The organism is Pseudomonas jinjuensis (assembly GCF_900103845.1).
In the GTDB taxonomy this organism is placed as follows: Bacteria; Pseudomonadota; Gammaproteobacteria; order Pseudomonadales; family Pseudomonadaceae; genus Pseudomonas; species Pseudomonas jinjuensis.
The window spans coordinates 236944-252687 of record NZ_FNIJ01000006.1; the positions used below are offsets into that span (position 1 = coordinate 236944).

Here is a 15744-nt window from a genome sequence, read left to right on the forward strand (position 1 = left end):
ATTCGGCGCGCCACCTTACTCCAGCACAGGCCTGCCTGCCATCGTTGCAAGCGACGCGTTACCCGCCCTTATCGTTCCCACGCTCCTGCGTGGGAATGCAGCTCTCGACGCTCCCGCGTCGATGGGACGCGGAGCGTCCCCGGATGGGTTACCACGCAGGAGCGTGGGAACCATGTAAAGGCAGTTGCTCCTGCAGCGCTGGTTCCTCGAACTCCACAAAAACAAAAACCGGTGCCCGCCAACGGCGAGCACCGGTTTTCCTTGCGCCTGGGATCAGCGGCCGTTGTTGGCGTAAGCCGGCGCCGGCAGATGAGCCTCGGCGTACTCCGCCTCGGCCTCGTCGAAGCGCTGCTTGATCGCCGCGTTCGGTTCCTTGTCGAGCAGGCTGAACAGCACGATGCCGATGCTGGCGAACAGGAAGCCCGGAATGATCTCGTACAGGCCCAGACCGATGAAGTTCTTCCACACCACCACGGTCACCGCGCCGATCAGCATGCCGGCGAGGGCGCCGTTGCGGGTCATGCGCTTCCACAGCAGGGAGAAGATCACCACCGGACCGAAGGCGGCACCGAAGCCGGCCCAGGCGTAGGACACCAGGCCCAGCACGCGGTTATCCGGGTTGGCGGCCAGGGCGATGGAAACCAGCGCCACCAGCAGCACCATGGCGCGGCCGACCCATACCAGTTCGGACTGGCTGGCGCCCTTGCGCAGGAAGGCCTTGTAGAAGTCCTCGGTCAGCGCCGACGAGCAGACCAGCAGCTGGCAGCTCAGGGTACTCATCACCGCGGCGAGGATGGCGGACAGCAGCACGCCGGCGATCCACGGGTTGAACAGGATCTTCGCCAGCTCGATGAACACGCGCTCGTGGTTCTCGGCCACCGCGCCACCCAGCTCCGGATGGGCAGAGAAGTAGGCGATGCCGAAGAAGCCCACGCCCACGGCACCGCCGAGGCAGAGGATCATCCAGGTCATGGAGATGCGGCGGGCGGCCGGGATCGACTTCACCGAATCGGCGGCCATGAAGCGCGCCAGGATGTGCGGCTGGCCGAAGTAGCCCAGGCCCCAGGCCATCAGGGAAATGACGCCGATGAAGGAGGCGCCCTTGAGCATGTCGAGGTTGGCCGCGTCCTTCAGCTCGATGGCGGCGAAGGTCGGCTCGACGCCACCGGTGGCGAACAGCACGATGATCGGGGTGAGGATCAGCGCGAAGATCATCAGCGAGGCCTGCACGGTGTCGGTCCAGCTCACCGCCAGGAAACCGCCGACGAAGGTGTAGGCGATGGTGGCGGCGGCGCCGGCCCAGAGGGCGGTGCTGTAGGACAGGCCGAAGGTGCTTTCGAACAGGCGCGCGCCGGCGACGATGCCGGAGGCGCAGTAGATGGTGAAGAACACCAGGATCACCACCGCGGAGAGGATGCGCAGGACGCGGCTGTTGTCCTCGAAGCGGTTGGTGAAATAGTCGGGGAGCGTCAGGGCATTGCCGTTGTGCTCGGTGTGCACGCGCAGGCGGCCGGCGACGAACAGCCAGTTGAGATAGGCACCGATGATCAGGCCGATGGCGATCCAGCTTTCCGACAGGCCGGAGAAGTACACGGCGCCGGGCAGGCCCATCAGCAGCCAGCCGCTCATGTCGGAGGCGCCGGCGGACAGCGCGGTGACGAAGCTGCCGAGGCTGCGTCCGCCGAGGATGTAGTCGGAGAAGTTGTTGGTGGACCGATAGGCGTAGAGGCCGATCAGGACCATGGCTGCAATGTAGATCACGAAGGTGATCAGGGTTGGCGTGTTGACGCTCATGGGGACTCCCCTAAAGCTTGTTTTTATCCAGACCCGCAGGGTACTCCGGGCCCTTGATTGACAAAGCCGCACTGGTAATGCGGCCCCGTTGGCGCCTGCTCTCCGCAGGCCGGAAAAGCGCGAGACTCCAACTGGAGTCGAACAACCGCGCATTTCACGTCAGACCTTTCCGCCGCATATGGCGGATCGGCTGTCCTTGCCGCTGCCGTCTCACCCCGGCAGCGGATTCATCCCCGGAACCCGTGCGTTCACAGGTTCCAATACAAAGACGAACCGGGCGCAGTGCGCCCGGTTGTCCTGGCAGTTACTCGGCGTCCGCGAGGGACAGCAGAGAAGCGTTGCCGCCCACTGCGGTGGTGTTCACCGAGGTGGTGCGCTCGCTGACGAAGCGCAGCAGGTAGTTCGGTCCGCCGGCTTTCGGGCCGGTGCCGGACAGGCCGTGGCCGCCGAACGGTTGCACGCCCACCACCGCACCGATCTGGTTGCGGTTGACGTAGAGGTTGCCGACCCGCGCCAGATGCTCGATGCGGCGGGCGGTCTCCTCGTTGCGGCTGTGCACGCCCATGGTCAGGCCGTAGCCGGTGGCGTTGATCGCCGCGACGACCTTCTCCAGGTCCTCGGCGGCGTAGCGCACCACGTGCAGGACCGGTCCGAAGTTTTCCTTCTTCAGCTCGTCGATGCCGCCGATCTCGAACGCCGTCGGGGCGACGAAATGACCATTCAGGCTGGCGGGGATGCGCGTTTCGGCGATCAGCTTGCCGGCCGTCTTGAGCTGGGCGATGTGCTGTTCCAGGCCGGCCTTGGCCTCCGCGTCGATCACCGGGCCGACGTCGCTGAGGCGAACGTCGGTCGGGCCGACCTTCAGCTCGGCCATGGCGCCCTTGAGCAGCTCGATCACACGCTCGGCGATGTCCCGCTGGACATACATCACGCGCAGTGCGGAGCAGCGCTGGCCGGCGCTGGTGAACGCGGATTGTACAGCATCCTTGATGACTTGTTCCGGCAACGCCGTCGAATCGACGATCATCGCGTTCTGCCCGCCGGTCTCGGCGATCAGCGCGGCGATGGCGCCGGGCTTCTCGGCCAGCTGGCGGTTGATGATACGCGCGGTGTCGGTGGAGCCGGTGAAGGCCACGCCGGCGACGCGGGCGTCACGGCAGAACACGCCGCCGAGGGTGGCGCCGTCGCCCGGCAGCAGGGCGATGGCGTCGGCCGGCAGGCCGGCTTCGAACATCAGCTCGACGGTGCGCGCGGCGATCAGGCTGGTCTGCTCGGCGGGCTTGGCCAGCACGGTGTTGCCGGCCACCAGCGCGGCGCTGATCTGGCCGAGGAAGATCGCCAGCGGGAAGTTCCACGGGCTGACGCAGGCGAAGATGCCGCGGCCCTCAAAGAACAGCTCGTTGCGCTCGCCGGTCGGGCCGGGCAGCTCGACGCGGACCAGACGCTGGCGCGCCTGCTGCGCGTAGTAGCGGCAGAAATCCACCGCCTCGCGCACTTCGTCGATACCGTCCTGCAGCGACTTGCCGGCTTCCATGGTGCACAGGGCCATCAGCTCGGCGCGGTTGGCTTCCAGCAGGTCGGCCAGACGCTCGAAAATCGCCGCGCGCTCCTCGACCGGGGTGGCGCTCCAGCGCGGCCAGGCGGCCTGCAGGGCGTCGAGGGCCTTGGCGGCCTGTTCGGCGGAGGCGAACTGCACGCTGCCGACGACCTTCTCCAGGTCGAACGGGCAACGCACTTCCTGAGCCGGGCCGGCGAGGCGCTCGCCGTTGATCACCGGCGCGGCCTGCCACTTGCGGGACAGGAATGGCTTGTAGGCGAGCTCCAGCTCGTTCCACTGCTTCTGGATATTCATGTTGATGCCCTGGGAGTTTTTCCGCCCGGCGCCGAAGATCGCCTGCGGGAGGGAAATGCGTTCGTTGCCGAAGGTCTTGAACTGGCGCAGCTGGGTGGCCGGGTGCTGGATCAGGGTGTCCACCGGCACGCGCGGGTCGACCAGCTTGTGCACGAAGGAGGAGTTGGCGCCGTTTTCCAGCAGGCGCCGCACCAGGTACGGCAGCAGGTCCTTGTGCGCGCCGACCGGGGCGTAGATGCGCACGTTCTTGCGGTACTTCTCGATCACCGTGTCGTACAGCGCGTCGCCCATGCCGTGCAGGCGCTGGAACTCGAATTCCCGCTCTTCACCGGATTCGGCCTTGGCCTCGGCGCCCATCGCCAGGATGCTGGTGACGGTGTGCGCGTTGTGGCTGGCGAACTGCGGGTAGATCACGCCGCGGGTGTGCTCGCTGAGCAGGAAGCGGGCGCAGGCCAGGTAGGAGGTGTCGGTGCCTTCCTTGCGGGTGTAGACCGGGTAGCCGTCCAGGCCCTGGACCTGGCACTGCTTGATCTCGCTGTCCCAGTAGGCGCCTTTCACCAGACGCAGCGGGATGCGCGCGCCCAGCTCCCTGCCAAGCAGGGTCAGCCAGCAGAGTACCGGCAGGCAGCGCTTGGAGTACGCCTGGATGACCAGGCCGAACTCGCCCCAGCCGGAGATGGCCGGATCGCGCAGCAGCTTCTCGAAGAGTTCGAGGGAGAGTTCCAGGCGGTCGGCTTCCTCGGCATCGATGGTGATGCCGACGTTCAGCTCGCGGGCGCGGCTGGCCAGGTCGCGGACGCTGGCGAACAGCTCGGTGAGCACGCGCTCGCGCTGCGCCACTTCGTAGCGCGGGTGCAGGGCGGAGAGCTTGATCGAGATCGACGGCCGCGGGCCCGGGCCGATCTGCGGCTCGGCGCCGACGGTTTCGATGGCCTTGCGGTAGTCGGCCATGTACTTCTCGGCGTCGGCGGCGGTCAGCGCGGCCTCACCGAGCATGTCGAAGGAATAGGTGTAACCCTGCTCGCGGCACGGACGGCCGTTCTTCAGGGCTTCGGAGATGCTGCGGCCGAGGACGAACTGCTTGCCCATCAGCTTCATCGCCTGGTTCATCGCGGCGCGGATCATCGGCTCGCCGGAGCGCTGCACCAGCTTGCCGATCACGCTCGACGCGCGACCGTCGGTGCGGCCATCCAGGGTGACCACCTTGCCGGTCATCACCAGGCCCCAGGCAGCGAAGTTCACCAGCACGTTGTCGCTCTGGCCGAGGTGACGCTGCCAGTCGGCGGCGGACAGCTTGTCGCGGATCAGCGCATCGGCGGTCGCCGCGTCGGGCACCCGCAGCAGGGCTTCGGCCAGGCACATCAGCATCAGGCCCTCGTGGGTATCGAGGCTGTACTGACGCAGGAGCGCGTCGAGGGTATCGACGGCGTTGTCCCGGGTGCGCACGGTTTCGATCAGTGCGCGGGCGTCGCGGCGGATAGCCTCGATGCCATCGGGACCGGGATCGGCGAGCTGCAGCAGCTCGGCCAGGTAGGCTTCCTCGTCGACCGCGTAGTTGGCGCTGATCTCGGGGAAGAACTCGGCGGCGGTCCGGGTAAGGAATTCGCCGTTCAAGACGTGACTGGCGGGGAACATCACGCCCTCCTCTCTTGGAGCCATGGTTTGCCTTGTAGGAATTGTCAGTACAGACCCCGACGCCTGGCGGGTCCAGCCCGTGGCGACGGCGCGGCCTGTCTCCGGTGGATAAACCGGATGGCGGAATCTAGTGGCATGAGGCCCGGCGTTTCTTGCACAAGGCTCCGGAGTTTTTGCGAAAAACTCCGGAATGCAGACATGAATCTAAGCGGCGGTCTTTTTCTAACGAAAAGATATGTTATGTTATAACAACAAATAAGCCATATCTTTCCCGCCGACAGGCCCCGCCTGCCTCGGCCGCCCCGTCTCGCCCTTCTGAAAACCTGCCGATCCGGCGGGACGGGGAAGTCATGCCTGCAAGAAACCAAGGAGTCGTACATGTACCCGTTCTTCCGCCCCCGCCCGCAGTGGGCGCTCACGCCGCTGGCCCTGGCGCTGCTCGGCAGCCTGCCGGCGTTCGCCGACGACGAGCGGCCCAGCGAGCTGGAACCGCAGATCATCACCGCCAACCCGCTGGGCAGCGATTCGCCGGCCGCTCCCGGCAGCGTGCTGCAGGGCGACGCGCTGACGCTGCGCCAGCAGGGCAGCCTGGGCGAAACCCTCAACGGCCTGCCGGGCGTGTCCTCGACCTGGTTCGGCCCCGGCGCCAGCCGGCCGATCATCCGCGGCATGGATGGCGACCGCATCCGCGTGCTGCGCAATGGCGTCGGCGCGCTGGACGCTTCGTCGCTGTCCTACGACCACGCCGTGCCGGAAGACCCGAACGCCGTGGAGCGCATCGAGGTGGTGCGCGGCCCGGCCGCCCTGCTCTACGGCGGCAACGCCATCGGCGGCGTGGTCAACAGCTTCGACAACCGCATCCCCAGCGAAGCGGTGGACGGCCTGCATGGCCGCGGCGAACTGCGCTACGGCGGCGCCGACACCACCCGCGCCGCGGCAGGCGCGCTGGAAGCCGGCGACGGCCGCTTCGCTCTGCACCTCGACGCCGGCTCCCGCGAGTTCAACGACCTGCGTATTCCCGGCTACGCCCACTCCAGCCGCCAGCGCCAGCTCGACGGCGACACCCGCAAGCACCGCGTCGCCAACAGCGACGGCCGCCAGGACAACGGCGCGGTCGGCGGCAGCTATCACTGGGATCATGGCTACGCCGGGCTTTCCTACAGCGGCTACGACAGCAACTACGGCTCGCCCGCCGAGGATGACGTGCGCCTGAAGATGCAGCAGGACCGCTACGCCTTCGCCTCGGAAATCCGCGATCTGGAGGGTCCCTTCACCTCGCTGAAGTTCGATGCGGCCTATACGGAGTACCAGCACAAGGAGCTGGCGGACGGCGAAACCGGCACCCTGTTCAGGAACGACGGCTACGAAGGGCGCGTCGAGGCCCGCCACCGCCCGCTCGGCCCGCTGCAGGGCGTGGTCGGCGCGCAGATCGGCAACAGCCGCTTCTCCGCCCTCGGCGAGGAGGCCTTCGTGCCGCACACCGAGACCGACAGCGCGGCGCTGTTCGTGCTGGAAGAATGGAAAGCCGCCGACCGTCTGGACCTGAGCTTCGGCGGCCGCCTGGAACACAGCCGCGTCGAGCCGGACGCCAAGGGCAACGAGCGCTTCGCCGAGAACGACCGCTCGCGCAGCTTCACCGCCGGCAGCCTGTCCACCGGCGCGGTGTACCAGCTGACGCCGGTCTGGTCGCTGGCCGCCACCCTCGCCTATACCGAACGCGCGCCGACCTTCTACGAGCTGTACGCCAACGGCCCGCATGCGGCTACCGGCACCTTCGAAGTCGGCGACGCCGACGCGGACAAGGAAAAGGCCGTCTCCACCGACCTCGCCCTGCGCTTCGACAACGGCGTGCACAAGGGCAGCGTCGGGGTCTTCTACAGCCGCTTCTCCAACTACATCGGCCTGCTCGCCAGCGGCCGCCATCGCGACGAGGAAGGCGAGGTGGTGGACGCGGACGACGAGGAGGCGCTGCCGGAGTTCCTCTACAGCGGCGTGCGCGCGGAGTTCTACGGCGTGGAGGCGCAGGACCGCATCCACCTGCTGGAAAGCCCCTACGGCAACTTCGACCTGGAACTGTCCGGCGACTACACCCGGGCGAAGAACCGCGACAGCGGCGAACCCCTGCCGCGCATCACCCCGCTGCGCCTGAACAGCGCGCTGCTCTGGGAACTGCAGAACTGGCAGGCGCGCCTTGAGGTGGAACACGCCGCCTCGCAGCACCGCGTGCCGGAAAACGAACTGCCCAGCGACGGCTACACCACCCTCGGCGCCAGCCTGGGCTACCGCTTCGCGGTCGGCGGCAGCGACTGGCTGGCCTTCGTCAAGGGCGACAACCTCACCGACCAGACCGTGCGCTACGCCAGCTCGATCCTGCGCGACAGCGTGCCGGCGCCGGGACGGGGCATCGAGGCGGGGGTGAAGGTGGCGTTCTGAGGTTCAGCGGTCAGGGATGACCGCCGCTTCAATTCGCGAGCAAGCTCGCTCCTACACGAGAGCGCAACCTGATCCTGTAGGAACGAGCTTGCTCGCGAAGCTTTTCATCAATCTCACGCTCGTGCGTCATCCCCGCCGCAGGGACTTCGGCGTCAGCCCCAGGTACCGCCGCATCGCCGTGGTCAGCGCGCTCTGACTGGAGAAACCGCACTCCCCCGCCACCCGCACCAGCGGCAGGTCGCTTTCCCGCAGCAGGCGCGCGGCGTTGTCCAGGCGCAGCTTGAGCAGGTACTGGTGCGGCGTGAGGCCGACCGTATCCTTGAACTGCGCGTGGAAGTGGCTGGGACTTAGGCAGGCCACCTGGGCCAGTTCGGCGACGGTGATGCGCCGCGCCAGGTTGCCGAGGATGTGCGCGTCGATGCGCTCCATCTCCAGCGGCCCGCTGGGCAGCGGCGACTGCTCGCCGAACAGGCGCAGGTGCAGCGCGCGGATCAGCACGCCGCCGAGGGCGCGCGCCAGCAGCGGATCGTTGCCGTAGCGGGCGATCTCGGCGCCGGCGTAGCTGAGCAGGTTCTGGAAGTCGGCATCCAGGGTCGGGTAGCGCGGTGCCTCGAACAGGTGCGCGAGCAGGGCGCGGTCCTCGGTGCTGGTGCCGCCCTCGTCGAGGTCGATGATCAGCATACGGTTGTCGCCGACCCCGGCGAACACGTGCCCGGCATCGCCCGGCACCAGGCAGGCGCGCATCCGGCAGACCTCGCCGCCCCGGCCTTCCACCTCGAATTCGGCGCGCCCGCTCAGCGACATCACCAGTTGATGGTGGTCGTGGGCATGGGTATGCGACTGGTCGGAAAGGTGGGCGAGGCGGGTTTCGAACATGGCGTGGGATTGTTCAAATTTTGCGCACTTTACTCGACTTCACTCCCCCTGCCCAGCCTTCTCCCACAACTGGAACCGAAGTCTCGGACGTGCCAGGGATTGAAACCCTTCGCCGCTTTCCCCATCTAGACTGACAAGTCCAATCAGTCAGGTGCCTCATGAGCGACCAAGACGAGATTCACGATATCCATAGCGCGGAGGAAGTCCTCCCCACCGGCCTGGCGCTGCCGGGGCAGAATCTGCCCCACGCCGTCTATGTGATCCCGATCCACAACCGCCCGTTCTTCCCGGCGCAGGTGCTGCCGGTGATCGTCAACGAGGAACCCTGGGCGGAAACCCTGGAGCTGGTCGCCAAGACCGAGCATCACTGCCTGGCGCTGTTCTTCATGGACAATCCGCCGGAAGACCCGCGCCACTTCGACCCGAACACCCTGCCCGACCACGGCACCCTGGTGCGCGTGCACCATGCCAGCCGCGAAGGCGGCAAGCTGCAGTTCGTCGCCCAGGGCCTGGCACGGGTGCGCGTGCGCGGCTGGATCAAGCGCCATCGCCCGCCGTTCCTGGTCGAGGTGGACTACCCGCATACGCCCATCGACACCAGCGACGAGGTGAAGGCCTACGGCATGGCCCTGATCAACGCGATCAAGGAACTGCTGCCGCTCAACCCGCTGTACAGCGAAGAGCTGAAGAACTACCTGAACCGCTTCAACCCCAACGACCCGTCGCCGCTGACCGACTTCGCCGCCGCGCTGACCACCGCGCCGGGCAAGGAACTGCAGGAAGTGCTGGACTGCGTGCCGGTGCTCAAGCGCATGGAGAAGGTCCTGCCGCTGCTGCGCAAGGAGGTGGAAGTCGCGCGCCTGCAGAAGGAGCTGTCCGCCGAGGTCAACCGGCAGATCGGCGAGCGCCAGCGCGAGTTCTTCCTCAGGGAACAGCTGAAGATCATCCAGCAGGAGCTGGGCATCACCAAGGACGACAAGAGCGCCGATACCGACGAATTCCGCGCCCGCCTGGAGGGCAAGGTGCTGCCCGAGCAGGCGCAGAAGCGCATCGACGAGGAAATGAACAAGCTGTCGATCCTCGAGACCGGCTCGCCGGAGTACGCGGTCACCCGCAATTACCTGGACTGGGCGACCTCGGTACCCTGGGGCGTGCTGGGCAAGGACAAGCTCGACCTCCGGCACGCGCGCAAGGTGCTGGACAAGCACCACGCCGGCCTCGACGACGTGAAGAACCGCATCCTCGAATTCCTCGCCGTGGGCGCCTTCAAGGGCGAGATCGCCGGCTCCATCGTGCTGCTGGTGGGTCCACCCGGGGTGGGCAAGACCAGCATCGGCAAGTCCATCGCCGAAAGCCTCGGCCGGCCGTTCTACCGCTTCAGCGTCGGCGGCATGCGCGACGAGGCGGAAATCAAGGGCCACCGCCGCACCTACATCGGCGCCCTGCCCGGCAAGCTGGTGCAGGCGCTGAAGGAGGTCGAGGTGATGAACCCGGTGATCATGCTCGACGAGATCGACAAGCTCGGCAGCAGCTACCAGGGCGACCCGGCCTCGGCGCTGCTGGAGACCCTCGATCCGGAGCAGAACGTCGAGTTCCTCGACCACTACCTGGACCTGCGCCTGGACCTGTCCAAGGTGCTGTTCGTCTGCACCGCCAACACCCTGGACTCGATCCCCGGGCCGCTGCTCGACCGCATGGAGGTCATCCGCCTGGCCGGCTACCTCGGCGAGGAGAAGCTGGCCATCGCCAAGCGCCACCTGTGGCCGAAGCAGCTGGAAAAGGCCGGCGTGCCGAAGCAGCGCCTGTCGATCAACGACGCCGCGCTGAAGACGGTGATCGAGGGCTATGCCCGCGAGGCCGGCGTGCGCCAGCTGGAAAAGCAGCTCGGCAAGCTGGTGCGCAAGTCGGTGGTCAAGCTGCTCGAAGATCCGCAACTGAACCTGAAAATTGGCGCCAAGGATCTGGACGAACTGCTCGGCAAGCCGGTGTTCCGCACCGAGCAGGTGCTCAGCGGCGTCGGCGTCATCACCGGCCTGGCCTGGACCAGCATGGGCGGCGCCACCCTGCCGATCGAGGCGACGCGCATCCATACGCTGAACCGCGGCTTCAAGCTCACCGGCCAGCTCGGCGAGGTGATGAAGGAATCCGCGGAAATCGCCTACAGCTACGTCAGCTCGCACCTGAAGAAATTCGGCGGCGATCCGGCCTTCTTCGACCAGGCCTTCGTCCACCTGCACGTGCCGGAAGGCGCCACGCCGAAGGACGGCCCCAGCGCCGGCATCACCATGGCCAGCGCCCTGCTGTCCCTGGCGCGCAGCCAGGCGCCGAAGAAGGGCGTGGCGATGACCGGCGAGCTGACCCTCACCGGGCACGTGCTGCCGATCGGCGGGGTGCGCGAGAAGGTGATCGCGGCGCGGCGGCAGAAGATCTTCGAGCTGATCCTGCCGGAACCCAACCGCGGCGACTTCGAGGAACTGCCGGAGTACCTGAAGGAGGGCCTGACCGTGCACTTCGCGCGGCGCTTCTCCGACGTGGCGAAGATCCTGTTCCCCGCCTGATGCCCGTGGCGGACAGGGCGGATTTCCCCCGCCCTGCCGCCGCAGCGGTTGACCGGATGTCGCTGCCTGCGCTAATCCTGCCGGTCCGTCCGCTCGAAACCGGGAGTCGTCATGCCGCCGCTACGCCTGTTCCTGCCCCTCGCCACCCTGCTGCTCGGCGCCTGCGCCAGCCAGCCCGATCCCGTGGTCACGCTGGACGACGACCGCGACTGCACGCCGCTGGAGCTTCACCAGGGGCAGGCCCTGGTGCTGACCCTGCCGAGCAATCCCACCACCGGCTACCGCTGGGAGGTGCGCGACGCCGCCGGCGCCGTGCTGCGCAGCCTGAGCCCCGAGGTGTACAGCAACCGCGGCGATTCCGGGGTGGTCGGCGAGGATGGCGAGTCGACCTGGCGCTTCCGCGTCGCCGAGGCCGGCGAGGCGCACCTGCGCCTGGCCTATCACCGCCCGTGGGAGCCCGATGCCGCTCCGGCCAGGGTTTTCGACTGCGCGATCAAGGTGCGCTGACGGGCCGATTCCCGCCCGTCGGCGCCCCGCTTCCACCGGTCTGGAGGCGCGCAAGACAGGGCGGATCACGCATACCGGAATTGTCTAATCGAAAAAGCGTCAGGGCTCACACCCCTTGCAGAAAAGTCCTGCAAGGGAGGGGACGATCGACTATATGAAATACTGAAGATTCGAATGGAGGCGACCCATGCGTGCAGTTGTCCGTGTTGCGTTGTTGCTCGTCGCCTGCCTGACGGTCTCCGCCTGTGGAAGCCTGCTGCCGAGCGAACGCGCAGAAGTGCAATCGCCCTTTCTCGACTACCAGGATGCCGAACACCGCTTCTCCCAGGTGAACCCTGGCTCGACCACCCGTTCCCAGCTCTACGCACTGGGTTTCGATCCGCTCGCCCAGGGCAACGCCAAGATGCTGTCGTTCATCGACGTGCGCCTGCTGTTCGTGCAGCCCAACATTCCCATCGACTACCTGCCCGACGGCCTGGTCAAGTGCCTGCAGGCGAAGGATCGCTGCGTCGGCTATGCCTTCGATTTCAGCAAGACCAACAGCCAGCGCGTCGGCAGTTTCTGGGCCGACGTCTTCAACTTCCGCAAGCGCCGTGAAGTCCAGGGCTGGTCGTTTCGTTCGGTATTCGTGCTGATCGACGACGTCGTGGTGCACAAGGTCAGCAACGGCGAACCGAATATCCGCAAGGTAGAGGACAGGAAGAACCCGCTCGGCCCGCTGCAGGGCGCCGGGGAATTCTTCTCCGATCAGCTCAAATAGCCGGAGTTCGTCGCCTGGCGGTTGGGCGACCTCCAGTGCTCGGCTACAATGCGCAGCCTCTGCGCGGCCGCTGACGGCCGCCCTGCTCCACCGTACCGAGGCACCCCCGCGTGAGCGAACCAGACCGCATCTTCGCCCAGCCCCAGCAGCACGTCCCCGACTTCACCTTCAACGAGGACGTGGTGCGCGTATTCCCGGACATGATCAAGCGTTCGGCGCCGGGCTACCCGACCATCGTCGAGAACATCGGCCTCCTTGGCGCGCATTTCGCCCAGCCCGGCAGCGTGCTCTACGACCTCGGCTGCTCGCTGGGCGCGGTGAGCCAGGCGCTGCGCCGCCACGTCAGGACCGAAGGCTGCCGGGTGGTCGGCGTGGACAACTCCAGCGCGATGATCCAGCGCTGCCGCGAGTACATGCTGGCGCAGGACTCGATGTTCCAGGAGCTGCTGCCCATCGAGCTGATCGAGGCGGATATCCTCGCCCTCGATTTCCAGCCCTGCTCGGTGGTGGCGCTGAACTTCACCCTGCAGTTCATCGCCCCGGAACAGCGCCTGGAGCTGCTCGCCCGCATCCGCCGCAGCCTGCTCCCGGGCGGCGCGCTGATCCTCTCGGAAAAGCTGCGCTTCGCCGATGCCGAAGAGCATGAGCTGCTCAACGAGCTGCACATCGAGTTCAAGCGCGCCAATGGCTACAGCGATCTGGAGATCGCCCAGAAACGCAGCGCCATCGAGAACGTCATGCGCCCGGACACCTTCGAGACCCACCGCCAGCGCCTGCTGGACGCCGGCTTCTCCAAGGTGGTGCCCTGGTTCCAGTGCCTGAACTTCGCCTCGCTGGTCGCCCTGCCATGATCGAACGTTTCACCCTCGACGGCCTGCAGCGCGAGCTGGCCGGTACTCCCCTGCAAGCCTGGAGCGAATCGCTGCCGGCGCAACTGGCCACGCGCGTGGAAGACGGCCACGGCGACCTCGAACGCTGGCTGGCGGCTGTGGACAAGCTGCCGCAACTGGTTCCCGCGGCGGTGGAGCTGGAGCGCTACTTCGCCCTGGAAGGCGCATGCGACGAAGACGCCCGCGCGCAGCTGAAGACCGCCCTGCAGGGCCTGATCCCCTGGCGCAAGGGGCCGTTCGAGGTGTTCGGCGTGCACATCGACACCGAATGGCGCTCGGACTGGAAATGGCAGCGCGTCTCGCCGCACCTCGACCTGGCCGGCAAGCGCGTGCTGGATGTCGGCTGCGGCAACGGCTACTACCAGTGGCGCATGCTCGGCGCCGGAGCGCGCAGCGTGGTCGGGGTCGATCCGAACTGGCTGTTCTTCTGCCAGTTCCTCGCCATGAAGCGCTACCTGCCCGACCTGCCGGCCTGGCACCTGCCGCTGACGCTGGAAGACCTGCCGGAGAAGCTGGAAGGCTTCGACACGGTGTTCTCCATGGGCGTGCTCTACCACCGCCGCTCGCCGATCGACCACCTGCTGGCGCTGAAGGACTGCCTGCGCCGCGGCGGCGAACTGGTGCTGGAGACGCTGGTGGTGGAAGGCGACGTGAATACCGTGCTGGTGCCGGAAGACCGTTACGCGCAGATGCGCAACGTCTGGTTCCTGCCCTCGGTGCCCGCCCTGGAGCTGTGGCTGCGCCGCGCCGGTTTCGCCGAGGTACGCTGCGTCGACCTCAGCCGCACCACGGTGGAGGAACAGCGCGCCACCGAATGGATGCGCTACCAGTCGCTGCCGGACTTCCTCGACCCGGCCGACCACAGCCGCACCCTCGAAGGCCTGCCGGCGCCCCTGCGCGCCACGCTGGTGGCGCGCAAGCCGTAAAACCATTCGCGAGCAAGCTCGCTCCTACACGCAGGAGCGAGCTTGCTCGCGAACCTCGGCGGATCAGCGCCTGGCCGCCGCCACGATCAGAGCCTTCATCTCGGCGACAGCCTGCTTGAGGCCGACGAACACGGCGTGGGCGATCAGCGCGTGGCCGATGTTCAGCTCGTTCACCCCGGGGATCGCCGCCACCGCCTCGACGTTATGGTAGTGCAGGCCGTGGCCGGCATTGACGATCAGGCCGTGGGACAGGCCGAACTCGACGCCATCGCGAATCCGCGCCAGCTCCAGGGCGACTTCCGCCGGGCTGTGGGCATCGGCGTAGCGGCCGGTGTGCAGCTCGATGGCCGGCGCGCCGACGCGGGCCGAGGCCTCGATCTGGCGTTGGTCCGGGTCGATGAATAGCGACACCTCGCAGCCGATCGCGCTCAGGCGCTGCACCGCTTCGTGAATCCGCTTTTCCTGGCCGGCGACGTCGAGGCCGCCTTCGGTGGTCAGTTCCTGGCGGGTCTCGGGAACCAGGCAGACGTGGGCCGGACGGATGCTCTCGGCGAAGGCCATCATCTCTTCGGTCACGCCCATCTCGAAGTTCATGCGCGTCTGCAGCACCTCCTGGAGGATGCGCACGTCGCGCTCCTGGATGTGCCGGCGGTCTTCGCGCAGGTGCACGGTGATGCCATCGGCGCCGGCTTCCTCGGCATCCAGGGCCGCCTTCACCGGATCGGGGTAGCGCGTGCCGCGTGCCTGGCGCAGGGTGGCTACATGGTCGATGTTGACGCCGAGAAGAATACGGTTGGCTTCAGTCACGGGAAGATTCCTTGCGATTCATGAAGAGCTCGCGGCTGACCAGCGGTCGGCCGCCAAGATGGGGGGCTAGCGCCTGGCGCATGAGGCGTTTGGCCGCTGCCAGGACACCGGGGACGCTCCAGTCCGCTTCGGCCATCGCCAGCAGGTCGGCACCATGGAAGACGCCCGGCTGCATCTGGCCGACCGGTTCGAGGCCGGCATCCGGCAGCAGGCGATAGAGACCGTTCGGCGCCACAGCCTGGCCGGCGATATCGGTATCCAGGGAGAAACCATAGCCCAGGTCGTCCAGCAGGCGCCATTCGAAGGCGCGCAGCAGCGGCTCCAGCGGGCGCCCGCCGGCAAGCGCCTCGAGGGTCGCGCGGTAATGCTCGAACAGCCCGGGATGCGGGTCTTCCGCCGGCAGCAGGCGAATCAGCAGTTCGTTCAGGTAGAGCCCGCTGAACAGCGCTTCCGCCGCCAGCAGGTTGGGAATGCCGGCGGGCTCCAGGCGACCGACGGTCTTCAGCTCGCCGCGCCCGCGGAACTCCGCTTCCAGCGGCACGAACGGCCGCGCCAGTGCGCCGGCCTTGCCCCGCGCGCCACGCAGGACGGCACGCAGCCGGCCTTCCGGGGTGAAGAAGTCGACCAGCGCACTGGTTTCCTTGTAGGCACGGCTGTGCAGGACGAATGCCTGCCGGGGAACGGGGACCGAGTTCATGGGCGGGAG

The 15744-nt window shown here is 67.2% G+C and carries 11 protein-coding genes; 6 read left to right on the forward strand and 5 right to left on the reverse strand.

The genetic code is table 11. The features are described from left to right. Positions 1-273: 273 nt before the first annotated feature. Together putP and putA are read right to left on the reverse strand one after the other, a co-directional pair. The gene (gene putP, locus BLR75_RS10780; protein ID WP_084314798.1) at positions 274-1794 is read right to left on the reverse strand and encodes a sodium/proline symporter PutP; all 1521 of its coding nucleotides are present in this window, start codon (positions 1792-1794) and stop codon (positions 274-276) included. A gap of 304 nt (positions 1795-2098) precedes the next feature. Then, on the reverse strand, positions 2099-5281 hold the full coding sequence (putA, locus tag BLR75_RS10785; protein WP_084314797.1) for a bifunctional proline dehydrogenase/L-glutamate gamma-semialdehyde dehydrogenase PutA: 3183 nt from the start codon (positions 5279-5281) through the stop codon (positions 2099-2101). 378 nt (positions 5282-5659) lie between these two features. On the opposite strand from putA, the gene BLR75_RS10790 reads away from it, so the two are divergent. Beyond that, positions 5660-7714, forward strand: coding sequence for a TonB-dependent receptor (locus BLR75_RS10790; protein ID WP_084314796.1), 2055 nt, complete (start codon positions 5660-5662; stop codon positions 7712-7714). A 126-nt stretch (positions 7715-7840) separates the two neighbouring features. Here the strand turns inward: BLR75_RS10790 and BLR75_RS10795 are convergent, their stop codons facing one another. Continuing rightward, positions 7841-8590, reverse strand: a complete 750-nt coding sequence (locus BLR75_RS10795; RefSeq protein WP_084314795.1) for an AraC family transcriptional regulator — start codon at positions 8588-8590, stop codon at positions 7841-7843. Positions 8591-8748: 158 nt separating this feature from the next. On the opposite strand from BLR75_RS10795, the gene lon reads away from it, so the two are divergent. The 5 genes from lon to cmoB all read left to right on the forward strand — a co-directional run bounded on the left by lon (position 8749) and on the right by cmoB (position 14231). After that, positions 8749-11148, forward strand: coding sequence for an endopeptidase La (lon, locus tag BLR75_RS10800; RefSeq protein ID WP_084314794.1), 2400 nt, complete (start codon positions 8749-8751; stop codon positions 11146-11148). A gap of 111 nt (positions 11149-11259) precedes the next feature. Next, positions 11260-11655, forward strand: a complete 396-nt coding sequence (locus BLR75_RS10805) for a protease inhibitor I42 family protein (RefSeq protein ID WP_084314793.1) — start codon at positions 11260-11262, stop codon at positions 11653-11655. A 187-nt stretch (positions 11656-11842) separates the two neighbouring features. After that, a complete protein-coding gene (locus BLR75_RS10810; protein ID WP_084314792.1) occupies positions 11843-12415 on the forward strand; it encodes a hypothetical protein in 573 nt (190 codons plus the stop codon). 110 nt (positions 12416-12525) lie between these two features. After that, on the forward strand, positions 12526-13266 hold the full coding sequence (cmoA, locus tag BLR75_RS10815) for a carboxy-S-adenosyl-L-methionine synthase CmoA (RefSeq protein WP_084314791.1): 741 nt from the start codon (positions 12526-12528) through the stop codon (positions 13264-13266). Next, positions 13263-14231 (forward strand): tRNA 5-methoxyuridine(34)/uridine 5-oxyacetic acid(34) synthase CmoB, encoded by a 969-nt coding sequence (cmoB, locus tag BLR75_RS10820; RefSeq protein WP_084314790.1) that lies wholly within the window; start codon positions 13263-13265, stop codon positions 14229-14231. Before cmoA ends, cmoB begins: the two co-directional genes overlap by 4 nt. 63 nt (positions 14232-14294) lie before the next feature. Here cmoB and pdxJ read toward each other — a convergent pair whose 3' ends face one another. Together pdxJ and recO are read right to left on the reverse strand one after the other, a co-directional pair. Then, positions 14295-15038, reverse strand: a complete 744-nt coding sequence (gene pdxJ / locus BLR75_RS10825) for a pyridoxine 5'-phosphate synthase (RefSeq protein ID WP_084314789.1) — start codon at positions 15036-15038, stop codon at positions 14295-14297. After that, positions 15031-15735 carry a DNA repair protein RecO gene (gene recO / locus BLR75_RS10830; protein ID WP_084314788.1) on the reverse strand — a complete coding sequence of 235 codons (705 nt, stop codon included), beginning with the start codon at positions 15733-15735 and terminating at the stop codon, positions 15031-15033. The genes pdxJ and recO overlap by 8 nt, the downstream gene beginning before the upstream one ends. Between the last annotated feature and the right edge of the window lie 9 nt (positions 15736-15744).

Coding starts and splice junctions, on each gene's coding strand:
- BLR75_RS10795 (WP_084314795.1), bottom strand. CDS start 8,590: ATGTTCGAAACCCGCCTCGCCCACCTTTCCGACCAGTCGCATACCCAT.
- BLR75_RS10810 (WP_084314792.1), top strand. CDS start 11,843: ATGCGTGCAGTTGTCCGTGTTGCGTTGTTGCTCGTCGCCTGCCTGACG.
- recO (WP_084314788.1), bottom strand. CDS start 15,735: ATGAACTCGGTCCCCGTTCCCCGGCAGGCATTCGTCCTGCACAGCCGT.
- lon (WP_084314794.1), top strand. CDS start 8,749: ATGAGCGACCAAGACGAGATTCACGATATCCATAGCGCGGAGGAAGTC.
- putP (WP_084314798.1), bottom strand. CDS start 1,794: ATGAGCGTCAACACGCCAACCCTGATCACCTTCGTGATCTACATTGCA.
- cmoB (WP_084314790.1), top strand. CDS start 13,263: ATGATCGAACGTTTCACCCTCGACGGCCTGCAGCGCGAGCTGGCCGGT.
- putA (WP_084314797.1), bottom strand. CDS start 5,281: ATGTTCCCCGCCAGTCACGTCTTGAACGGCGAATTCCTTACCCGGACC.
- BLR75_RS10790 (WP_084314796.1), top strand. CDS start 5,660: ATGTACCCGTTCTTCCGCCCCCGCCCGCAGTGGGCGCTCACGCCGCTG.
- BLR75_RS10805 (WP_084314793.1), top strand. CDS start 11,260: ATGCCGCCGCTACGCCTGTTCCTGCCCCTCGCCACCCTGCTGCTCGGC.